Source organism: Williamsia deligens (assembly GCF_024171765.1).
Classification (GTDB): Bacteria; Actinomycetota; Actinomycetes; order Mycobacteriales; family Mycobacteriaceae; genus Williamsia_A; species Williamsia_A deligens.
This window is the reverse complement of sequence record NZ_JAMTCI010000003.1, coordinates 304,399-326,079: the sequence shown is the minus strand read 5'-3', so window position 1 is coordinate 326,079 and position 21,681 is coordinate 304,399. Positions and strand designations below refer to the sequence as shown.

18 protein-coding genes are annotated in these 21,681 nt (G+C 69.9%); 5 read left to right on the top strand and 13 right to left on the bottom strand.

Annotation, left to right across the window (positions count from 1 at the left end; translation table 11 throughout):
• Window positions 1–55: 55 nt before the first annotated feature.
• The 6 genes from pheT to infC all read right to left on the bottom strand — a co-directional run bounded on the left by pheT (window position 56) and on the right by infC (window position 5,920).
• A complete protein-coding gene (gene pheT / locus LX14_RS18745) occupies window positions 56–2,545 on the bottom strand; it encodes a phenylalanine--tRNA ligase subunit beta (protein WP_253648873.1) in 2,490 nt (829 codons plus the stop codon).
• 59 nt (window positions 2,546–2,604) lie between these two features.
• Complete coding sequence (gene pheS / locus LX14_RS18740) at window positions 2,605–3,612, bottom strand: phenylalanine--tRNA ligase subunit alpha (protein ID WP_253648916.1); 1,008 nt, start codon at window positions 3,610–3,612, stop codon at window positions 2,605–2,607.
• Window positions 3,613–3,779: 167 nt separating this feature from the next.
• Complete coding sequence (locus LX14_RS18735; protein WP_253648872.1) at window positions 3,780–4,616, bottom strand: TrmH family RNA methyltransferase; 837 nt, start codon at window positions 4,614–4,616, stop codon at window positions 3,780–3,782.
• A 23-nt stretch (window positions 4,617–4,639) separates the two neighbouring features.
• Window positions 4,640–5,020, bottom strand: coding sequence for a 50S ribosomal protein L20 (rplT, locus tag LX14_RS18730; RefSeq protein WP_253648871.1), 381 nt, complete (start codon window positions 5,018–5,020; stop codon window positions 4,640–4,642).
• A gap of 65 nt (window positions 5,021–5,085) precedes the next feature.
• Complete coding sequence (rpmI, locus tag LX14_RS18725) at window positions 5,086–5,280, bottom strand: 50S ribosomal protein L35 (protein ID WP_253648870.1); 195 nt, start codon at window positions 5,278–5,280, stop codon at window positions 5,086–5,088.
• A 58-nt stretch (window positions 5,281–5,338) separates the two neighbouring features.
• A complete protein-coding gene (gene infC / locus LX14_RS18720) occupies window positions 5,339–5,920 on the bottom strand; it encodes a translation initiation factor IF-3 (RefSeq protein WP_253648915.1) in 582 nt (193 codons plus the stop codon).
• Window positions 5,921–6,271: 351 nt separating this feature from the next.
• On the opposite strand from infC, the gene LX14_RS18715 reads away from it, so the two are divergent.
• The gene (locus tag LX14_RS18715; protein WP_253648869.1) at window positions 6,272–6,655 is read left to right on the top strand and encodes a DUF1844 domain-containing protein; all 384 of its coding nucleotides are present in this window, start codon (window positions 6,272–6,274) and stop codon (window positions 6,653–6,655) included.
• Between the two features lies 1 nt (window position 6,656).
• Here the strand turns inward: LX14_RS18715 and uvrA are convergent, their stop codons facing one another.
• Window positions 6,657–9,638, bottom strand: a complete 2,982-nt coding sequence (uvrA, locus tag LX14_RS18710) for an excinuclease ABC subunit UvrA (protein WP_253648868.1) — start codon at window positions 9,636–9,638, stop codon at window positions 6,657–6,659.
• On the bottom strand, window positions 9,623–9,745 hold the full coding sequence (locus tag LX14_RS20785) for a hypothetical protein (protein ID WP_301283868.1): 123 nt from the start codon (window positions 9,743–9,745) through the stop codon (window positions 9,623–9,625). Before LX14_RS20785 ends, uvrA begins: the two co-directional genes overlap by 16 nt.
• Window positions 9,746–9,834: 89 nt before the next feature.
• Here LX14_RS20785 and LX14_RS18705 point away from each other — a divergent pair, with 89 nt between their 5' ends.
• From LX14_RS18705 to LX14_RS18695, 3 genes are all read left to right on the top strand, one after another.
• Entirely contained in the window at window positions 9,835–10,518 is a 684-nt protein-coding gene (locus LX14_RS18705) for an MBL fold metallo-hydrolase (RefSeq protein ID WP_253648867.1), read from the top strand.
• A 148-nt stretch (window positions 10,519–10,666) separates the two neighbouring features.
• The gene (locus LX14_RS18700; protein WP_253648866.1) at window positions 10,667–11,812 is read left to right on the top strand and encodes a DoxX family membrane protein; all 1,146 of its coding nucleotides are present in this window, start codon (window positions 10,667–10,669) and stop codon (window positions 11,810–11,812) included.
• Between the two features lie 133 nt (window positions 11,813–11,945).
• A complete protein-coding gene (locus tag LX14_RS18695; RefSeq protein ID WP_253648865.1) occupies window positions 11,946–14,198 on the top strand; it encodes a PhoH family protein in 2,253 nt (750 codons plus the stop codon).
• A 59-nt stretch (window positions 14,199–14,257) separates the two neighbouring features.
• On the opposite strand, the gene LX14_RS18690 is transcribed toward LX14_RS18695, so the two are convergent.
• Together LX14_RS18690 and uvrB are read right to left on the bottom strand one after the other, a co-directional pair.
• Entirely contained in the window at window positions 14,258–14,710 is a 453-nt protein-coding gene (locus LX14_RS18690; RefSeq protein WP_253648864.1) for a universal stress protein, read from the bottom strand.
• A 139-nt stretch (window positions 14,711–14,849) separates the two neighbouring features.
• Window positions 14,850–17,006, bottom strand: coding sequence for an excinuclease ABC subunit UvrB (uvrB, locus tag LX14_RS18685; protein ID WP_253648863.1), 2,157 nt, complete (start codon window positions 17,004–17,006; stop codon window positions 14,850–14,852).
• A 126-nt stretch (window positions 17,007–17,132) separates the two neighbouring features.
• Between uvrB and LX14_RS18680 the strand changes: the two genes are divergently transcribed.
• A complete protein-coding gene (locus LX14_RS18680) occupies window positions 17,133–17,651 on the top strand; it encodes a ribonuclease FAU-1 family protein (RefSeq protein WP_253648862.1) in 519 nt (172 codons plus the stop codon).
• Between the two features lie 7 nt (window positions 17,652–17,658).
• On the opposite strand, the gene coaE is transcribed toward LX14_RS18680, so the two are convergent.
• The 3 genes from coaE to rpsA form a co-directional block, all read right to left on the bottom strand.
• Window positions 17,659–18,570: a dephospho-CoA kinase gene (coaE, locus tag LX14_RS18675; protein ID WP_253648861.1), complete on the bottom strand. Its 912-nt coding sequence runs from the start codon at window positions 18,568–18,570 to the stop codon at window positions 17,659–17,661.
• 51 nt (window positions 18,571–18,621) lie between these two features.
• A complete protein-coding gene (locus tag LX14_RS18670) occupies window positions 18,622–19,863 on the bottom strand; it encodes an MCE family protein (RefSeq protein ID WP_253648914.1) in 1,242 nt (413 codons plus the stop codon).
• 280 nt (window positions 19,864–20,143) lie between these two features.
• A complete protein-coding gene (rpsA, locus tag LX14_RS18665) occupies window positions 20,144–21,625 on the bottom strand; it encodes a 30S ribosomal protein S1 (protein ID WP_253648860.1) in 1,482 nt (493 codons plus the stop codon).
• Between the last annotated feature and the right edge of the window lie 56 nt (window positions 21,626–21,681).

The following is a 21,681-nucleotide window of genomic DNA, read 5'->3' as shown; positions in this document are numbered from 1 at the left end:
CGTTCATTATGCAGACCAGTGCAACTCTATTCAGCAGCGGGGTCTCGGGCACGCGTCAGCGCAGGTGCGCCCCGACCTCCCGCTCGGCGCGGGCGACCGCCGCCATCCGCGCCTCGCTCGCCTCGTCCTCGGTGAGGGTGCGATCGGGCGCACGGAACCGCAGGGCGAAGGCCAGCGACTTCACGTCGTCGCCCAGCCGCTCGCCGGTGAAGACGTCGAACAGCCGGATGTCCTCCAGGAGAGGCCCGGCGCCGGCCGCGAGCGCGGCTTGGACGTCTGCGGCGGCGACCGCCCGATCGACCACGACGGCGACGTCCTGGAGGACGGCGGGGTACGCGGACAGCGTCGGCGCGGGCAGGGTCGCACCGACCGGCAGCGCGTCGAGGTCGATCTCGACGGCGCACGACCGCGGGGGCAGCCCCGACCGTTCGATCACGCGCGGGTGCAGCTCACCCGCCCACCCGACGTCGACGGGTCCGTCGGCGGTGTCGACGACGACCCGGGCACACCGGCCGGGATGCCACGGCAGGTGGTCGTCGGCGACCATCCTCACCTCGACGCCCGACGCCTCCCCGACGATGCGGGCGGCCTCGAACGCGTCGGCGGGGTCGACGGGCCGGCCGGGCCCCCACGGGCCGGACGGTTCGCGATTTCCCGCCAGCAGGATCCCCACCGCGAGAGGCTGTCGCGGCAACGATGCGTAGAGCGCGGCGATCTGCTCGTCGCTCGGTCGGGCGGACACGTCGATCGGCCCGATCGGCCGCGCGTGTTCGTCGGCCTGGACGACCTGCCCGATCGCGTACAGGGCCACATCCCGCTGGCCGCGCGCGATGTTGCGGATGGCCATCTCGATCAGGTTCGGGACGAGGGTCGTCGCCAACTCCGCGCGGTCGGACTCCAGCGGGTTGAGGACGCGGACCGTCGCGCGACGCGGGTCGTCGGCGTCGAGACCCCAGGAGTCGAACACGTCGGCGGGCAGGAACGGGAACGGCAGCACCTCGACGAGACCCGAGACGGCGAGCGCACGTCCGATCGCGCGACGACGACGCTGGACGGGGGTCAGCCCGGTGCCCGCGGGTGCGGTCGGTGGCACCGCGGGGATGTTCTCGAGCCCCTCCAGCCGCACGACCTCCTCGACGAGATCGGCCGGACCGCGCAGGTCCGGGCGCCAGGACGGCGGCTCGACGCGCAGGGGTCCGTCGCCGCTCACGGTGCACCCGACCTGCTCGAGCCGCCGCACGGTGGTCCCCGGGGGGTAGGTGACGCCCGCGACGCGATCGGGCAGGTCCGCGTCGAGCACGATGACGGTCGGGTCCGGCTCCACGGCGACGTCGGTGTAGGTCGGGTCCACCGTCCCGCCCGCGATCTCGGCGAGCAACGAGGCCGCGCGCGCCAGTGCCACCGGCGCCAGCGCGGTGTCCACACCACGTTCGAAACGCTTGCCCGCCTCGCTGGACAGTCGATGGCGGCGCCCCGTGCGGAAGACGGCGACCGGGTCGAACCGGGCGGACTCCAGGACGACGTCGGTCGTCGAGTCGGCGACCTCGCTGTTCGCGCCGCCCATCACGCCGGCGAGGGCGATGGGCCCGTCGTCGTCGGCGATGACGACGTCGTCGGTGTCGAGCGCGCGGTCGGTGCCGTCGAGGGTGGTCAGCCGCTCCCCCGCGCTCGCCCGACGGACGACGATCGTGCCGGAGACCCGGTCGGCGTCGAAGGCGTGCATGGGCTGACCCAGTTCGAGCATCACGTAGTTGGTGACGTCGACCACGGCGGAGATCGGCCGCACCCCGGCGACGAGGAGCCGCTTGCGGATCCACCACGGCGACTGCGCGGACGGGTCGACGCCGCGCACGACCTGCGCGCAGTACCGGCCCGCGGCCGAGTCGGGATCGATCCGGACCGCGGGCGACGTCCGGCCACCGTCGGTGGGGGTCGCGTTCACGACGAGGTCGGCGGGATCGACGAAGTCGAGGTCGAAGCTGGCCGCCAGTTCACGTCCCAGTCCGCGAGCGCTGAACGCGTACCCCCGGTCGGGGGTCACGTTGACGTCGATGGCCGTGTCGTCGAGGCCCAGCACCGTCCGCGCATCGGCGCCCGGCTCGGCGGATCCCGGCGTCAGCACGAGGATGCCCGAGTGGTCGTCGCCCACACCGAGTTCGGTGACCGAGCAGATCATGCCGTCCGACACCCGGCCGTAGGTCTTCCGGGCGGCGATGGCGAAGTCGCCGGGGAGGACCGCCGACGGGAGCGCCGCCACGATCAGATCCCCCTCGGCGAAGTTGCGCGCCCCGCAGACGATCCCGCGCGGCTCGTCCTCACCGACGTCGACGCGGCAGAAACGGATCGGCTTCTTGAAGCCCTCCAGTTCCTCGATCTCCGCGACGCGGCCCACGACGAGCGGACCGGTGATCTCCGGGAACGGCTCGACCGACTCGATCTCGAAGCCGACGCGGACGAACGCGGCGTCGAGCTCCTCGGGCGTCGGGGTGAAGTCGGGGGCGCCGCCACGCACCACGTCGACCATCCAGGATTGGGTGACACGCACTTGTCTCTCGACCTCTCTCGGGGAGATACGGGTTGTCGGCTGGTGGGTCGGACCGCAGGTCAGACAGCGGGGCCGAACGGCAGGGTGAACCGGACGTCACCCTCGACCATGTCCCGCATGTCGGGCAGGTCGTTGCGGAACTGCAGGGTCCGCTCGAGACCCATCCCGAACGCGAAGCCGGAGTACACCTCGGGGTCGATCCCGCTGGCGCGCAACACCGCCGGGTTCACCATCCCGCAGCCACCCCACTCGACCCAGCCCGGCCCACCCTTCTTCGCCGGGAACCACACGTCGACCTCGGCGGACGGCTCGGTGAAAGGGAAGTAGTTCGGTCGCATCCGGGTGGTGGTGTCCGGCCCGAAGAGCGCCCTGGCCAGGATCTCCAGCGTCCCGCGCAGATTGGCCATCGTCAGGCCCCGGTCCACCGCGAGTCCCTCGACCTGGTGGAAGACCGGGGTGTGGGTGGCGTCGAGTTCGTCGGTGCGGAACGTCCGCCCCGGGCAGGCGACGTAGATCGGGACGTCGCGCTCGAGCATCGTGCGCACCTGCACCGGGGAGGTGTGGGTGCGCAGCACCTGCCGTGATCCCTCGGGGGCGATGTAGAAGGTGTCCTGCATCGACCGTGCCGGGTGGTCCGGGAGGAAGTTCAGGGCGTCGAAGTTGAAGTGCTCGGTCTCGACCTCGGGTCCGTCCGCGATCTCCCACCCCATCGCGACGAACACGTCGGCGACCTGCTCGGCGATCACGGTGATCGGGTGTCGCGCGCCGAGGGGTCGGCGCGACGACGGGAGCGTGACGTCGATGGACTCGGCGACGAGCACCGCGGCGTCCCGTTCGGCGACGAGCTCCTCGCGGCGGGCGTCGTGGGCGGCCTGCGCGCGGCCGCGCGCCTCGTTGACGGCCTTGCCCGCGGCCGATCGCTGCTCCTTGGGCAACTCGCCCAGCCGACGACGGGCCAGCGCGATGGGCGACCGGTCACCGAGGTGCTCGGTCTTCGCCTCGGCCAGGGCGGCCAGGTCGCCGGCGGCCGCGAACGCCGCCACCGCCGACTCGGTGGCCGGGGCCAGATCGAGGTCGTCGGTGGCGGGGGCGTCACCAGGGGCGGTCGGGTCGGTGGTCACGACGGCGCGGACTCCTTCAGGGGTCGGGGCGGGGGCGTCGCAGGGATGTCGGGGACGTCCAGGCGTCGAGGATATCGGATGACGTCGAGGGGATTTCCGCCCCGCGTCGCAGGTCAGACCGTTCGGGCGGCGGCGTGCACCCGCGCCGTGACGTAGAGACACATCGCAGCCGCCGCCGCGATGTTGAGGCTCTCGGCGCCACCGCGCAGCGGGATCGCGACGCGGTGGTCGGCCGCGTCGGCCGTCGTGGGCGCCAGTCCGTGGGCCTCGTTGCCGAACAGCCACGCCACGGGACCCGCGAGAACCCCGGTGGGCCCGGCGGCGTCGAGCTCGTCGAGCGAGACCTCGCCGTCGCCGGCGGTCGCGAGCACCGTGTGTCCGGTGGCGCGGAGTGCGGCGAGGACGGCGTGGACGTCACGGGCACGCGCGATCGGGAGGTGGAACACCGACCCCGCGCTGGCGCGGACGCATTTGCCGTTGTGGATGTCGACGGAGTCGCCCGCGAGGACGACGCCCGCGCATCCCATCGCGTCCGCGGTGCGCACGAGGGTCCCGGCGTTGCCGGGTTCGGACACGTCGACCGCGACGGCGACGGCACGGGTCCCGCCGTCCTGCGGAGCCGCGATCACGGCCTCGAGGGGCGCCTCGATCGTCGTGCACACCGCGAACAGACCGGGCGTGGTGGTGGTCTCGGCGAGCTTGTCCGCGGCGCGTGCGGTGATCGCGACGACCTCGACGCCGCGCCCGGTCGCCTCGGCGAGGACCGGGGCGAACGCGACGCGGTCAGCCTCGCGGACCAGCACCGCACGGGCCAGACCCGACGACACCGCCGCGTCGACCGAGTTCTCGCCCTCGACGAGGAACTCGCCACGGTCCCGTCGGACCGACGAGCGATGCAGCTTGGACAACGAGACGACCCGGGTGGAGCGCTCGGTGAGAGCGGCGTCCACCACGGGTCGTCTGGTCGGGTGCGTCAGGCCGCGGGGGCGTTGACGTCGGCCGGGAGCGCGGTCCGGGCCACCTCGACGAGGCCGGTGAAGGCCTCCGGATCGCTCACGGCGATCTCGGCGAGGATCTTGCGGTCCACCTCGAGGCCGGCGATCTTCAGGCCCTGGATGAAGCGGTTGTAGGTGATGTCGTTCGCGCGGGCCGCGGCGTTGATACGCGCGATCCACAGCTTGCGGAACTCACCCTTGCGGGCGCGACGGTCGCGGTAGGCGTAGGTCAGCGAGTGGAGCTGCTGCTCCTTCGCCTTGCGGTACAGGCGCGACCGCTGTCCGCGGTAGCCCTTGGATGCCTCGAGCGTCGACCGACGCTTCTTCTGGGCGTTGACCGCCCTTTTCACGCGTGCCACGTGCGTACCTCGTTACTTCTCGGGCGACCGCGCTGGCGGTCGACTGGGTGGGGTGAGCGCGGGGCTCAGATGTTCAGCAGGCGCTTGATGCGCGGGGCATCGACCTCGGCGACGACGGTGGTGCCGTCGAGCCGGCGGGTGCGCTTGGTCGGCTTGTGCTCCATCAGGTGGCGACGGTTCGCCCGCTGACGCTGGATCTTGCCGCTGCCCGTGACCTTGAATCGCTTCGCGGTCCCCTTGTGGGTCTTCGCCTTCGGCATGACTGCTCCTCGAGTGCTGTGTGGTTCCTGGCGTGGTGCTATGTCGTGGACGCGGTGGTCACTGCGCGGCAGGGGCTGCGCCGGCGGGGCCGGCGTCGCGTGCCTCCGCGACCTTCGCGCGCGTCTTCGCGCCCTTGTGCGGGGCGAGCACCATGGTCATGTTGCGTCCGTCCTGCTTGGCGGACGTCTCGACGAACCCGTACTCCCCCACGTCCGCTCCGAGCCGCTGCAGCAACCGGTAGCCGAGCTCCGGTCGGGACTGCTCGCGGCCACGGAACATGATGGTGACCTTGACCTTCGAGCCCGCCTCCAGGAATCGGATGACGTGGCCCTTCTTGGTCTCGTAGTCGTGGTCGTCGATCTTCGGTCGGAGCTTCTGCTCCTTGATGACCGTCATCTGCTGATTACGGCGTGACTCACGCTGCTTCTGCGCGGCCTCGTACTTGAACTTGCCGTAATCCATGATCTTGCAGACCGGCGGACGGGCGTCGGGCGCCACCTCCACCAGGTCCAGGTCGGCCTCGATGGCCAACCGCAAGGCATCTTCAACACGCACGATGCCCACCTGCTCCGAGTTGGGCCCGACGAGTCGGACCTCCGGGACGCGGATGCGCTCGTTGATGCGGGTCTCTGTGCTGATGGGGCCTCCTCGTTAGAACTCCGGTGGTGCGGGTCCGCCTGCCCTCTGGGCGGACGGTCCCGCTGTGTGCGACACGCTGCTCGTCGACACGCCCTCAGTCAGCAGAAGAGCCCCGTCCGATCGATGATCGGCGGGGCCCACACTGACCGGTCGACAGCGCTGTGTGGATCGTCGACCCACGCACACGTGCCACCTCCAACAGGAGGCACCGGACCGCTATTCCCGGTGAGGGACGGGTCCGGTGACCGGACCGTACAGCGACGACACGAGGTCGGGCCGGACGGTGGGAGCGGGCTCCACTTGCAAACCCCGACTCTCACCGGGGCGGTCTGACGTGGAAGTCTAACAGCCATGCCGGAGAATCCCCAGTTCGACGACGCGCCCGACGGCGGAATCCCCGGTTCGCCGGGCCCCGACGACATCCGCGACCTCGCCGACGTCCCGGCCGTCGAGGTGGTCACCCGCGCCATCGTGATGATGATGAGCGCCGCGGCGGAGAAGCTCGGCCTCGCCGACGACCCGACTGCGGCCGCACGCGTCGACCTCGACGAGGCCCGACGCCTGATCACCGCACTGGCCGGGCTGGTCACGGCGGCGCTGCCCGATCTCGGGCTGCACGCCGCCCCGATCCGCGACGGGCTCAAGGGCCTGCAGCTCGCCTTCCGTGAGGCGAGCAGCGTTCCCGACGAGCCCGGTCAGGGACCGGGCGAGAAGTACACCGGCCCGGTCCGCTGACCTACGCCGTCGCCCGGTCGCGTGATCGGGCGGTGGCCTTCGTCGCCCGCGCCTTCGTGGCTCCCGTCGAGGCGGACTTGGACGAGGCCGCCGACTTCGTGGCCTTGGCCGCGCTGCGCGGCTTCGCCGGCGTGAGGATCTCGCGCAGGAACCCTCCGGTGTGGCTCGCGGTCACGGCCGCGATCTCCTCGGGGGTGCCCTCGGCGACGACCGTGCCACCACCCGAGCCGCCCTCGGGTCCCATGTCGACGACCCAGTCCGCGGTCTTGATGACGTCCAGGTTGTGCTCGATGACGATCACCGAGTTGCCCTTGTCGACCAGGCCGTTGATGACGTCGAGCAGTTTGCGGATGTCCTCGAAGTGCAGGCCGGTCGTCGGCTCGTCGAGGACGTAGACGGTGCGTCCGGTGGAGCGCTTCTGCAGTTCCGACGCGAGCTTGACGCGCTGCGCCTCGCCGCCGGACAGGGTCGGCGCGGGCTGACCCAGTCGCACGTATCCCAGACCCACCTCGTCGAGCGTCTTGAGGTAGCGGTGGATCGAGGTGACCGGCTCGAAGAAGTCCGCGGCCTCCTCGATCGGCATGTCCAGGACCTCGGCGATCGTCTTGCCCTTGTAGTGGACCTCGAGCGTCTCCCGGTTGTACCGGGCCCCGTGGCACACCTCGCACGGGACGTAGACGTCCGGCAGGAAGTTCATCTCGATCTTGATGGTGCCCTCACCGGTGCACGCCTCGCAGCGCCCGCCCTTGACGTTGAAGCTGAAGCGTCCGGGCTGGTAGCCGCGCACCTTGGCCTCGGTCGTCGCGGCGAACAGGGTACGGATCTTGTCGAACACGCCGGTGTAGGTGGCGGGGTTCGACCGGGGGGTGCGACCGATCGGCGACTGGTCGACCTGGACGAGCTTGTCCAGGTGGTCCAGGCCGGTGATCCGGGTGTGACGGCCGGGGACCTGACGGGCACCGTTGAGCTTGTTCGCCAGCGTCGTGGCGAGGATGTCGTTGACGAGGGTCGACTTGCCCGACCCCGACACCCCCGTCACCGCGGTGAGCACGCCGAGCGGGAACGCGACGTCGATGCCGCCGAGGTTGTGTTCCCGGGCACCGATCACCTTGAGCTGGCGCTTCGGGTCGATCGCGCGGCGCTGCGCCGGGAGGGGCAACGTCTCACGACCGGACAGGTACGCACCCGTCAGCGATTCCGTGTTCGCCAGCAGCCCCGCGTAGTCACCGCTGTGGACGACCTTGCCGCCGTGTTCGCCGGCGCGGGGGCCGATGTCGACGATCCAGTCCGCCGAGCGGATGGTGTCCTCGTCGTGTTCGACGACGATCAGCGTGTTGCCCAGGTCGCGCAGGCGGGTGAGCGTGTCGATGAGGCGACGGTTGTCCCGCTGGTGCAGACCGATCGACGGTTCGTCGAGGACGTAGAGGACACCGGCCAGACCGGAACCGATCTGCGTCGCGAGTCGGATGCGCTGCGCCTCTCCACCGGACAACGAGCCGGCCGCACGCGACAGCGACAGATACTCCAGCCCGACGTCGAGCAGGAACCGGATCCGCGCCTGGACCTCCTTGAGCACCCGCCCGGCGATCGCCTGCTCCCGCGCCCCCAGGGTGAGGTCGGTGAGGAAGTCGGCGCAGTCGGCGACGGACAACGCACACACGTCGGCGATGGACTTCGTCCCCAGGCGGGGGTGGTCGAGGGTGACGGCCAGGATCTCCGGCCGCAGACGCGCACCGGAACAGACCGGGCACGGGACGTCGCGCATGTAGCCCTCGTACCGGTCCTTCATCTGCTCGGACTCGGTCTGTTCCATCCTGCGGTGCAGGAACTTCATCACACCCTCGAACTCGGTGTAGTACGACCGCGTCCGCCCGTAGCGGTTCCGGAACCGCACGTGCACCTGGTGGTCGGAACCGTTGAGCAGCGCGCGACGGGCCTTGACGGGCAGGCGGTTCCACGGCGTGTTCACGTCGAAGCCCATCTGCTCCGCGAGACCCGACATGAGACGGAGGAAGTAGTCGGCGTTGTGGCCGGTGGACCACGGCGCCACCGCCCCCTCGGCCAACGTCATCTCCGGATCGGGCACGACGAGGTCCTCGTCGACCTCTTTGCGGATGCCGAGGCCGTCGCATTCGGGACAGGCACCGTAGGGCGAGTTGAACGAGAACGAGCGCGGTTCGAGGTCGTCGATGGCGATGGGGTGACCGTTCGGGCAGGCCATCCGCTCGGAGAAGCGGCGCTCCCGCTCAGGATCGCCCTCCTCGAGGTCGACGAAGTCCAGGACGATCACGCCGTCGGCCAGGCGCAGGGCGGTCTCGACCGAGTCGGTGAGTCGCTGTTTGGCCGAGGTCTTCACGGCGAGACGGTCGACCACGACCTCGATGTCGTGCTTCTCCTGCTTCTTCAACGTGGGCGGCTCGGTGAGCGGGTACACGACACCGTCGACGCGGACGCGGGAGAAGCCCTGCGTCTGCAGCGAGGCGAACAGGTCGACGAACTCGCCCTTGCGGGTCCGGACGACCGGGGCGAGGACCTGGAAACGGACCCCCTGCTCCATCGCCAGGACCTGGTCGACGATCTGCTGCGGCGTCTGCTTGGCGATCGCGGCGCCGCACTCCGGGCAGTGGGCCTTGCCGGCGCGGGCGTAGAGCAGTCGGAGGTAGTCGTAGACCTCGGTGATCGTCCCGACCGTCGACCGCGGGTTGCGGTTCGTCGACTTCTGGTCGATGGAGACCGCCGGCGACAGACCCTCGATGAAGTCCACGTCGGGCTTGTCCATCTGCCCCAGGAACTGGCGCGCGTAGGCCGACAGCGACTCGACGTAGCGGCGCTGCCCCTCCGCGAAGATGGTGTCGAACGCGAGGCTCGACTTCCCTGATCCCGACAGCCCGGTGAAGACGATCAGGCTGTCTCGCGGGAGGTCCACGTCGATGCCACGGAGGTTGTGCTCACGCGCGCCCCGCACGATCAGACGGTCTGCCACTGGTTGATCCCCTGCTCTGCGTCGATGGCCGGGCGGTCGGTCGACAGCCCGGCATCCGGTTGCACGGCCTGCGAACACACGGCCGAATCCACTCTAGGTGTGGGCACCGACAGTCCGCGTGTCGGTGGCGGTGCCCCGTGCGGCCGGGCCGGAGACGACCGGTGCGACCCGGGCGGCCGCGGGTAACTTGGCCGGCATGAGCGCAACGCCGATCACGATCACAGACGACTACACCGGCGACGTGAGCGATCAGTCCGGGGCGCAACGCCGGTCCACGCCCACCGCGACGATCACCAAGATGTCCGTGGGCCCCATGGACAACAACACCTACCTGGTGACGTGTTCCCGGACCGGCGCGCAACTGCTCATCGACGCGGCGAACGACGCCGACCGCGTGCTCGGGCTCGTCGAGGCGGTGCCGGGCGACCTCGGCACGGTGTTCACCACCCATCAGCACTTCGACCACTGGCAGGCCCTGGCCGCGGTCGCCGCGGCGACCGGCGTCCCCACCGCCGCCGGCCGCATCGACGCCCCGGAGATCCCCGTGGCCGCCGACCGACTCGTCGACGACGGCGACGTGCTCGAGGTCGGCGACCTCCGCCTCGAGGCGATCCACCTCGTCGGGCACACGCCCGGGTCCATCGCGCTCGCACTCACCGACTCCGGCGGCACGCACCTCTTCACCGGCGACTCCCTGTTCCCCGGCGGCGTCGGGAAGACCTGGCAGCCAGGTGATTTCGAGCGCCTGCTCGACGACGTCAGCAGGAAGCTGTTCGACCGTTACGACGATGAGACCAAGGTCTACCCCGGTCACGGTCTGGACACGACCTTGGGGACAGAACGTCCCCACCTGGGTGAATGGCGCGAACGCGGCTGGTGAGACGTGTCGGGACGCCTCGCGGCACCCCTGTCGGCCGGTAACGTCGACCTCGCCCTGCCGGTGCCGGATGACATCCGGAGCTCCGGCGTGTGACCTGTCCGTTGCCCCAGGAGGCCCATCAGTGTTGATCCGCCGCATTGCCCGACCGATGCTCGCGAGCGTGTTCGTCGCGTCGGGTGTCACCGCCCTGCGTCACCCCGAACAGTTCGCCGACACCGCGCGGCCGTTCGTGAAGAAGTCGCAGGAGACACTCCCCGACGACATCACCGATCCGCTGCCCGACGACACCGAGTCGCTCGTCCGGATCAACGCGGCCGTCCAGGTCGGCGCCGGCGTGCTGCTGGCCACCGGCAAGGTCCCCCGCATCGCCGCCCTGGCTCTCGCCGGGTCGCTGGTGCCGACGACGTTGGCGGGTCACGACTTCTGGAACGAATCCGACGCCGAGGCGCGCAACGCGGCGCTGATCCACTTCCTCAAGAACGTGTCCCTGCTCGGCGGGCTGCTCATCACCGCCGTCGACACCGAGGGCAAGCCGTCGGTCGCCTACCGCGGTCGCAAGGCCGCCGAGCACGCGGCGGACGCGGTGAGCTCGGCCATCCCGTTCGTCGGCGACGACGACGACCGTTTCGACCACATCAAGTCCATCGCCGCCGATCGCGCGGGCCAGCTGGCCGAGGTCGCCCGCGAGAAGGCCCCGGTCGTCGCCGAGGCCGCCAAGGAACGGGCCATCCCGCTCGCCGAGGCCGCGAAGGAGCGGGCCATCCCGCTCGCCGAGGCGGCACGCGAGAAGGCCACCCCGATCGCGGAGTCCGCTGCGGAACGCGGCGCCGAGCTCGGACGGAAGGCCGCCAAGGCCGCGCGCAAGCGCGCCGAGGAGGCCTCGAAGGAGGCGTCCAAGCGCGCCGAGGAGCTGGCCAAGCAGGCATCCAAGGAGCGGGACAAGCTGGCGAAGAAGGCATCCAAGGAGAGCGACAAGCTCGCGAAGAAGGCCCGCAAGCGTGGGTCCGAGCTCGCCGACCGGGCCGCCGACCGCGGCTCCGACCTGGCCGACCGCGCGCGCGACCGCGGGTCGGACCTGCTCGACACGGCCAAGGACCGCGGCTCCGACATCGCCGACCGCGCCCGTGACCGCGGCGTCGATCTCGCCGACTCCGCGCGCGACCGTGGACCCGATCTGGTCCAGCAGGCCCGCGCGCGCGCCGAGGCACTCGCCGCGACCGCCCAGGACGAAGGCGTGCACCTGAGCCGTCGTGCGCGCAAGCGTCTCGAGAAGGCCGCCTCCGACCTGCGGTGACACCCCTGCACGCCCCGGCCCGGCACATGCCCATGTGCCGGGCCGTGGTGTGCGCGGACCACGGCGTCCGCCCCACCCCCGCCCCACCGCTCGCACCAGACGGACACATCTGCACACACATGATCTCGCCCCGATGACACAGACCACCCCCGATGCCACGACGGTGGAACAGGCCCACCTCGACAGCGTCTACGCCCGACTCGACCGGATGCGGTCGTCGACGAACCGGCGACTGGCCACGGCCCTGATCGAGTCCGACGGCACACCCCAGTCGCAGTCGGAACGCGAGTCCTACGAACGCAAGTACAGCGACGACCTCGCGAAGTTCGACGCCGCCGAGCACAACCTGTACTTCGGTCGCCTCGACCTCGAGGACGGTGAGATCCGCCGCATCGGCCGCATCGGCATCCTGGACGACGACGACGAGGACTCGACCCTCCTGCTGGACTGGCGGGCCCCGCTCGCCCGCCCCTTCTACCTGGCGACACCCGCCGAACCGGAGTCGGTCGCGGTCCGCCGCCACGTCCGCACCCGCAGCCGTCGCGTGATGGCCGTCAACGACGAACGCCTCGACTCCGGCGACCTCGACGCGACGACGCGCGGCGACGTGGTGAACGAGGCGGCCCTGATCGGGGCACTCACCGCGGCGCGCACCGGCGAGATGACCGACATCGTCGAGACCATCCAGCGCGAGCAGGACGAGATCATCCGCTCGTCGCACCGTGGGGTCACCGTCGTCCAGGGAGGACCGGGTACGGGCAAGACCGCCGTCGCACTCCACCGCGCCGCATACCTGCTGTACACACACCGGGATGTGCTGTCGCGCAGCGGCGTCCTGGTGATCGGGCCAAACGACGACTTCCTGCGCTACATCGGACAGGTGCTGCCGTCACTGGGCGAGACGGGCGTCCTGCTGGCGACGGTCGGGGACCTGTACCCCGGGGTACGCGCGGTCGCCCACGACCCCGCGGACGCCGCGACGATCAAGGGCGAGCTGTCGGTGATCGACGTCCTCAGAGATGCTGTGCGCGAACGGCAGTCGCTCCCGGACGAGACCATCACCGTCCGTTTCGACGGGTACCCGCTCCACATCGACCGCGCCGTCGTGAAACGTGCCCGCGGTCGGGCGCGGTCGACACGGCGTCCCCACAACCGTGCGCGCTCGGTCTTCGTCCGGGCCGCCCTGGACGCCCTCGCCGAACAGCACGCCGCCCGGATCGGGTCGTCGATCGTCGACGGTTCCCAGCTGCTCAGTGCGGGGGACATCGCCGACATCCGCGACGAGATGGAGCAGGACGACGCCATCCGGGCCGCCCTCGACGGGCTGTGGCCGCATCTGACCCCGGAGATCGTCCTCGACGAACTCCTCCACGACCCCGCACGACTGGCCGACGCCACACGCGGCCGGGACGCCGGTGTCCGCCGGGCGCTGCTGCGCCCGGGTGCGTCGCGGGGCACCTTCACCGTCGACGACGTCCCACTCCTCGACGAGCTGGCCGAGATCATCGGCTACGACACCGGCGAGGACGAGCGGGCCGAGCAGGAACAGTTCCGTCGCCGTCTGGTCGAGGCGCAGGAGGCGTTGGACATCCTCACCGGGTCAGCCCCGCAGGACATCGAGGACGAACTGGACCCCGAGGTCCTCATGGCCTACGACCTGATCGACGCCGAGCAGCTCGCGGCCCGACAGACGCGCCGCAGCTCGATGACGACGGCGGAACGGGCCCAGACCGACCGCACCTGGACGTTCGGGCATGTCATCGTCGACGAGGCGCAGGAGCTGTCCGCGATGGCGTGGCGGATGATCATGCGGCGCATCCCGAACCGCTGGATGACGGTCATCGGCGACACCGCGCAGACGGGTGCACCCTCGGGGACGCGCTCCTGGGCCACGGTGCTGGAACCCTATGTCGCGCAACGGTGGCGACGTCACGACCTGACGGTCAACTACCGGACCCCCGCCGAGATCATGGATCTCGCGGCCCGCGTGCTGGCGCGCATCGATCCGCAGGCGCAGGCACCGCGGTCGATCCGGCGCGCAGGCGTGTCACCCGCGATCGTCGAGGTCGACGCCGCCGCGCTGGCCCCCACCGCGGTCGAGGCGGCGCGGATGGACGGTGTGGACGGCATCAGCGCGGTCGTCGTCCCCGACGACCTCCACTCGACGGTGGTCGCAGCGGCGGGCGACACGGCCACCCAGGTCCTCACCGTCGCCGACTGCAAGGGCCTGGAGTTCGACCGAACCGTGGTCGTCGAGCCGGCGGCGATCGTGGCCCAGTCGCCCCGGGGTCTGAACGATCTGTACGTCGCGCTGACCAGGGCGACGCAGCGCCTGACCGTCGTGCATGCAGCGGGACTGCCGTCGTTCTTCGACGACCTCGACTGACCCGGATACGACGCGACCGCCGCACCCACGGGGTGTGGCGGTCGCGTCGTACGGACTTCTCAGACGGTGTGGACGATCAACACGTCGCACGCCGACTTGCGGGCCACATCGGCCGGGACCGAGCCCAGCAGGCGTCCCGCGATCGAGTTCAGGCCCTTGTTGCCCACGACGAGCAGGTCGGCCTTGGTGTCGCCGACGAGCTGCAACAGCGCGTCCACGGGGGCGCCCTTCACGGGACGGGTCTGGATGTTGGCGGTCGAGCCCCCGGCCTTGACCGCACGCTCGCGGGCGGTGCGCAAGATCTCCTCGGTCGGCGAGCTGCCGTGGACCTGGTACGCCTCGTCCTTCAGCACGTCGGACATGGTGTTCACGTCCTTGTTCTCGTGCGGGAAGAAGGCGCACGCGATGACGAGCTTCGCCGAGTCACCGGCGATCGCACCGGCCCGCTCGACAGCCTTCATCGACGACTCGGAGCCGTCCGTACCGACGACAACCGTGGTGTACGCGCTCATCCATTCCTCCGTCTGATCACCGATGACCGATCGCTCGCGGTGCTCGCAGATCGAACACCCACTCGATGCGGACAATAATGGCACGACACGGGGTTTGTCCGACGATCGTGGTGATCGACACACCGGTCCCCCGGTGTGGTCAGCGGATCCCCGCGGCGTCCATCCCCCGCAGTTCCTTCTTCAGGTCGGAGATCTCGTCACGGAGGCGACCGGCGAGCTCGAACTGCAGATCACGTGCGGCGGACATCATCTGATCGGTCAGGGCCGCGATGAGGTCGGCGAGTTCGGCCCGGGGCATCGCCGAGACGTCCCGCTTCTCGATCACGCCGGCGCTGGCACCGGACCGTCCCGGCTCACCCTGGGCACGACGACCCCGGCTGGCGTTGCGGCCCGACCCGCCGATGTCGACGCTGTCCTCGGCCTCCTTGTAGACCTGGTCGAGGATGTCGGCGATCTTCTTGCGCAGCGGCTGCGGGTCGACCCCTGCCGCCTTGTTGTAGGCGATCTGCTTCTCGCGACGACGGTCGGTCTCGTCGATGGCGTTGCGCATCGAGTCGGTGATCTTGTCGGCGTACATGTGCACCTCGCCGGAGACGTTGCGGGCCGCACGCCCGATGGTCTGGATGAGGCTGGTCGTGCTGCGGAGGAACCCCTCCTTGTCGGCGTCGAGGATCGCCACGAGCGAGACCTCGGGCAGGTCGAGACCCTCACGCAGCAGGTTGATGCCGACCAGGACGTCGTAGTCGCCGGAACGGAGCTGACGCAACAGTTCGACGCGGCGCAGGGTGTCGACCTCGGAGTGCAGGTACCGCACCCGGATCCCCATCTCGAGGAGGTAGTCGGTGAGGTCCTCGGCCATCTTCTTGGTGAGGGTGGTGACCAGGACACGCTCGTCGCGTTCGGCCCGGGTGGTGATCTCGTGCACGAGGTCGTCGATCTGGCCCTTCGTCGGCTTGACGACGACCTGCGGGTCGACCAGACCGGTCGGCCGGATCACCTGCTCGACGAACTCGCCGCCGGACTGACCGAGCTCGTACGGACCCGGGGTGGCCGACAAGTAGACCGTCTGGCCGATGCGGTCGACGAACTCGTCCCACGTCAGCGGGCGGTTGTCGACGGCGGAGGGCAACCGGAAACCGAACTCGACGAGGTTCCGCTTCCGCGACATGTCCCCCTCGTACATGCCGCCGATCTGGGGCACGGTCACGTGGGACTCGTCGATGACGAGCAGGAAGTCGTCCGGGAAGTAGTCGATGAGGGTCGCCGGTGCGGTGCCGGGGCCGCGCCCGTCGATGTGGCGCGAGTAGTTCTCGATCCCGGAGCAGAACCCGACCTGCCGCATCATCTCGAGATCGTAGGAGGTCCGCATGCGCAGACGCTGCGCCTCCAGCAGCTTCCCCGCCCGCTCGAGCTCGGCGAGACGCGCCTCGAGCTCCGCCTCGATGCTCTCCATCGCGCGGTGCATCCGGTCCGGTCCGGCGACGTAGTGGGTGGCGGGGAAGATCCGCAGCGAGTCCACCCGGCGGACCACGTCCCCGGTCAACGGGTGCAGGTAGTACAGGGCCTCCACCTCGTCCCCGAAGAACTCGATGCGCACCGCGAGCTCCTCGTACGACGGGATGATCTCGACCGTGTCCCCGCGGACACGGAAGCTGCCGCGGGTGAAGCTCAGGTCGTTGCGGGTGTACTGCACGTCGACCAGGAGGCGCAGCAGTGCGTCGCGGTCCACCTGCAGTCCGACCTCCAGCTCGACCGACCGGTCGAGGTAGGACTGCGGCGTGCCGAGGCCGTAGATGCACGACACCGACGCGACCACGACGACGTCACGGCGTGACAGCAGGCTCGAGGTCGCCGAGTGCCGGAGGCGCTCGACGTCGTCGTTGATGGACGAGTCCTTCTCGATGTAGGTGTCCGTCTGCGCGATGTACGCCTCGGGCTGGTAGTAGTCGTAGTAGGAGACGAAGTACTCGACGGCGTTGTTGGGCAACATGTCCCGCAGCTCGTTGGCCAGCTGCGCGGCCAGCGTCTTGTTCGGCGCCATCACCAGCGTGGGTCGCTGCAACTTCTCGATCAGCCAGGCCGTGGTCGCCGACTTGCCGGTGCCGGTGGCCCCCAGGAGCACCACGTCCTTCTCGCCCGCGGTGATCCGACGTTCGAGTTCGGCGATCGCCGTCGGCTGGTCGCCGGCGGGCTTGTGCTCGCTGACGACCTCGAACGTCGCCTCGGACCGTTCGATGTCGCCGACCGGCCGGAACTCCGAGTGGGCGACGACCGGGTGCTCTGCCGCGAATGCCATACCTGCCAGGGTAGGCGCGGGGTCCGACAGTGACACTTTCCGGCGACATCTCCCCGCGACATCTCCCGGCGACATCCCGGACGTTCTCGGCGGGACAGCGTCGGGAGTCGGCGTTAGAGTCCGCCGATGGAGCGCCCTCATCCGCCCAAACGCGAGGTGTTCGACGTGCCCGCGGGGACGAACACCGACAACAAGGGGTTCGTGCGTCCGGTCGCGGTGTTCCGGGAGACCGCGTACGGCCTGTACATGTCACGGGCGGCGGATCATGCGCGGTTCCACCACCTGGAGTCGTGGCTGCTCCCGCCTCTCGGGCTGCGGGTGAGCATCTTCCACTTCCGTCCCGCCCACGACACCGGGCAGCGTCTCTACCTCGACGTGGGGCACTTCCGCGGTCCGGACGAGTCGGGACGGTGGCACTCCGTCGACTGGTATCTCGACCTCGTCGACCACCCGGGGCGGCCGGTGGAACTCCTCGACGTCGACGAGCTCGTCGACGCCCACCGCGCCGACCTCATCTCGCGGGAGGACACCGTGGCCGCCGTCGAGATCGCCACGACGACGATGGCGGGGATCGCCGCGGCCGGTCACGACGTCGAGGCATGGCTGGCCGCGCAGGGATGTCCGGTGCGCTGGCGGGACGGCTGAGCGCCGCTCAGGCGCCGGGCACCACCCGCACGGTCGCGGGACGACCGGGGTCGGCCGACCCGTGCACCTGCTCGCCCCCCTGCGACCCCGCACGGGGGAACCCACCGTCGGCGAGCGTGTCGGTCAGAGCCTCACCCGCGGCCGCGTCGGCGACGGTGACCACCACCTCGACCCCGGCGCCGGGACCCCGCTCGACCCCGCGGGCCGCATCGCCGACGACCGCACGCACCCGGTTCACGACACGGGTGGCCACGGTGTCGGCATCGGTGTCGGCGCCGACGGACGGCACGGACGGGGTCGCGACCGTGCGCGCGCGGACGTGGGCCTCGAACGGGACGAGCCGGTCGTCCCAGAGCGATGCCGCGGCGACGGCGAGGTCCTCGGCGGATCCCGAGTTGTCCAGCCAGACGTCGGCGACCGCCCGCCGCTGTTCATCGTCGGCCTGTGACCGGATCCGCGCCAGGGCGTCGTCGCGGTCCATCCCACGCTGCTCGGTGAGGCGGGCCAGCCGCGTCCCGATGTCCGCGTGCACGATGACGACGAGGTGGAACCAGGCGGCCATCCCGCCCTCCACCAGCAGTGGGATGTCCTGCACCACGACCGCGTCGTCCGGCGCCGCCTGCAGCAACTCCCACGTCCGCGCACCCACGAGGGGGTGCGTGATCCCGTTGAGCCTCTTGCGGCTGTCCTCGTCGACGAAAGCCCGTGCCGCCAGGGCCGGTCGGTCGAGCGCGCCGTCGGCGTCGAGGATGTCGTCGCCGAACTCGGCGACGAGCTGCGCCAGACCGTCGGTCCCGGGGGCCACGACCTCCCGGGCTATGACATCGGCGTCGATGAGATACGCCCCGCGGTCGGCGAAGACCCGCGCGACCGTGGACTTGCCGGCACCGATCCCACCTGTCAGACCCACTCTGATCACCGGGTCAGTGTGGCAGACGCCAGTGGGGGCACCCGGGGGTGTCGTCCGCGGTCAGCGGGGTGTCACGCCGAGCAGGTACGACAGCTGCGTGACGATCGGGTTCAGGTCCAGCTTGTCGGGATCCCGCTTGGCTCGGGCGTCCCAGGGCTGCGTGACGCCCGGGTCGGCGTAGACGGCGTTCTGGGCGCCACGGACATCGGTCGGGTTCCCCTGCGCCACCGCACATCTGGCGTCGGTGTTGAACGGGAAGTCGTCGTAGTTCACGTCGAAGTCCGGGTTCTTGCGCTTCTCCTCGGCGATGATCTGCTGCGTCTTCTCGTAGCCGAGGGTGCAATCAGGGGGGTTGTTGGTCTCCAACGTCGTGCCGAAGTGGATGGTCCCGTCACCCGGAGCTGTCGAGTAGCTCCCGGAGGAGATCGCCGAGAGCTGACCCAGTGCGGGGGACACGCCGTAGAAGGCCCCGCTGACGTTCCGGATGTCCTTGCCCAGGTCCCGCAGGGCCGTGGTGACGTCGCCACCGCTGCGTTCGAGCAGCGCTGACAGCTGCGTCGCCGACGTCTGGCCCGTCGTCAGCAGACGACGCAGGTCGGGGTCGCTCGACGCCAGCTGCGCGGTGACCAGGGTGAGGTTCTTCGACCAGTCCAGGATCGCGTCGGACTGTGCGGCCTGGGTGCTGAGCACCGTGTCGGAGTTGCGGATGAGCGAGATCGTCTGCGGCAGGTTGTCGTTGCCCGACTTCGACAGGTTCGCCAACGAGTCGACGAGGACCCGAAGGTTCTCACCGTTGTTGTCGAACGCCTTGCCGAGCTCGGTGACGACGGTCCGCAGGTCGTCGATTGGCACGGACTCGGTGAGGTCCACCGCCGAGGCCAGGACGTCCTGCACGGGGACGGGGATGGACGTGTCGGTGATGACGGAGCCGTCGCCGAGTGCCGGTCCGCCCGTCGTGGCAGGCCGCAGATCGACGTACTGCTCGCCGATCGCCGACCGGTTCGCGACGACCGCCTGCGACGACGCCGGGATCCTCGGTCCCCCGGAGTCCAGGGCGAGGTCGACGCGGACACCGTCGGGCCGGAGGCTCAGCGCCCCGACCCGGCCGACGGGGACACCCTGGTAGGTGACCTCCGCGTTGGTGAAGATGCCGCCGGAATCGGGGAAGTCGGCGTGGACGGTGTAGACGCCGGCGCCGACGAGGTGGTCGAGCTTGACGTAGCGGATCCCGACGTAGGATCCGAAAACCAGTGCCACGAGCAGGATTCCGACCAGCTGCCAGATCTGCAGGCGCGAGACCATGTTCACGGTGGTCGTCCTGTCGCACTCGAGATGTGTTCGCGCCGCGCCGGACTCACGACGCCGATGACGAATCGATGCCATCCACCGACGTCGAGAACACTGTCAGGCGCCGATGAACGTTGGCAAGGTCGCGGGCCGGGAACTCGAGAACGGTTGCCCACGAATCGATCACATCACGGCCCATGTGTGATCCGCGTCATCCTCAATGGGGCGGAGAACGCGACGACGCCCCGACCGGGAACCGGTCGGGGCGTCGTCGGTGAATCAGACGAGGGAGATGTCAGGCGTTGCCGGACAGCTTCTCGCGCAGCGCTGCGAGCTGCTCGTCGCTGGCGAGCGATCCACCGCGCGGCGCACTCGTGGACGACGATGCCGCCTCCGAGGAACCACCGGTCGACGCGGACGACTCCGAGGAGTAGTCGGTGGGGGCGTTGGCCGCCTCCTCCGCCGCCTTGGCGAACTTCTCGATCTGCGCGGTGTGCAGCTTGTGGCGACGCTCGGCCTCGGCGTACCGGGCCTCCCATGCCTCACGCTGCTTCTCGAAGCCCTCGAGCCACTCGTTCGTCTCGGAGTCGAAGCCCTCCGGGAAGATGTAGTTGCCCGCGTCGTCGTAGCTGTCGGCCATGCCGTACTTCGAGGGGTCGAACTCCTCGGTGTAGTCCTCGTTGGCCTGCTTGAGGCTCAGCGAGATGCGGCGACGCTCGAGGTCGATGTCGATGACCTTGACCATGGCGTCGTCGTTGACGGCGACCACCTGGTCCGGCACCTCGACGTGGCGCTCGGCCAGCTCCGAGATGTGCACGAGGCCCTCGATGCCCTCCTCGACGCGGACGAACGCACCGAACGGCACCAGCTTGGTGACCTTGCCCGGGACGATCTGACCGATCGCGTGGGTGCGGGCGAACTGACGCCACGGGTCCTCCTGCGTCGCCTTCAGCGACAGGGAGACACGCTCGCGGTCCAGGTCGACGTCGAGCACCTCGACGGTGACCTCGTCGCCCACGGCGACGACCTCCGAGGGGTGGTCGATGTGCTTCCACGACAGCTCGGAGACGTGGACCAGACCGTCGACCCCACCGAGGTCGACGAAGGCGCCGAAGTTGACGATGGACGACACGACGCCCTTGCGGACCTGGCCCTTGGCCAGCTGGTGCAGGAACTCGCTGCGGACCTCGGACTGGGTCTGCTCGAGCCATGCGCGCCGCGACAGGACCACGTTGTTGCGGTTCTTGTCGAGCTCGATGATCTTGGCCTCGATCTCCTTGCCGATGTACGGCTGGAGATCGCGCACACGGCGCATCTCGACGAGCGAGGCGGGCAGGAAGCCGCGCAGCCCGATGTCGAGGATGAGGCCGCCCTTGACGACCTCGATGACGGTGCCCTTGACGGCCTCGTCCTTCTCCTTGAGCTCCTCGATCGTGCCCCAGGCGCGCTCGTACTGAGCGCGCTTCTTGGACAGGATCAGCCGGCCCTCCTTGTCCTCCTTGGTGAGGACGAGAGCTTCCACCGCGTCGCCGACCTCGACGACCTCGTTGGGGTCGACGTCGTGCTTGATGGACAGTTCACGGGAGGGGATGACGCCCTCCGTCTTGTAACCGATGTCGAGCAGGACCTCGTCGCGGTCGACCTTGACGATGGTGCCCTCGACGATGTCGCCATCGTTGAAGTACTTGATCGTGGAGTCGATGGCGGCGAGGAAGTCCTCGGCAGTGCCGATGTCGTTGACGGCAACTTGCGGCGAGGCGATTGTGGAGGACGGCATGTGGTGGGTTGCTCCGGACAAGTGGTAGTAGGTTTCGTGGAACTCGGGTGACGTCG

Bases quoted from the DNA above. Each gene is read 5' to 3' on its own strand.
- rpmI (WP_253648870.1), bottom strand. From the start codon at position 5,280: ATGCCGAAGGCGAAGACCCACAAGGGGACCGCGAAGCGATTCAAGGTC.
- LX14_RS18715 (WP_253648869.1), top strand. From the start codon at position 6,272: ATGCCGGAGAATCCCCAGTTCGACGACGCGCCCGACGGCGGAATCCCC.
- LX14_RS18705 (WP_253648867.1), top strand. From the start codon at position 9,835: ATGAGCGCAACGCCGATCACGATCACAGACGACTACACCGGCGACGTG.
- LX14_RS18700 (WP_253648866.1), top strand. From the start codon at position 10,667: ATGCTCGCGAGCGTGTTCGTCGCGTCGGGTGTCACCGCCCTGCGTCAC.
- LX14_RS18695 (WP_253648865.1), top strand. From the start codon at position 11,946: ATGACACAGACCACCCCCGATGCCACGACGGTGGAACAGGCCCACCTC.
- LX14_RS18690 (WP_253648864.1), bottom strand. From the start codon at position 14,710: ATGAGCGCGTACACCACGGTTGTCGTCGGTACGGACGGCTCCGAGTCG.
- uvrB (WP_253648863.1), bottom strand. From the start codon at position 17,006: ATGGCATTCGCGGCAGAGCACCCGGTCGTCGCCCACTCGGAGTTCCGG.
- LX14_RS18680 (WP_253648862.1), top strand. From the start codon at position 17,133: ATGGAGCGCCCTCATCCGCCCAAACGCGAGGTGTTCGACGTGCCCGCG.
- LX14_RS18670 (WP_253648914.1), bottom strand. From the start codon at position 19,863: ATGGTCTCGCGCCTGCAGATCTGGCAGCTGGTCGGAATCCTGCTCGTG.
- rpsA (WP_253648860.1), bottom strand. From the start codon at position 21,625: ATGCCGTCCTCCACAATCGCCTCGCCGCAAGTTGCCGTCAACGACATC.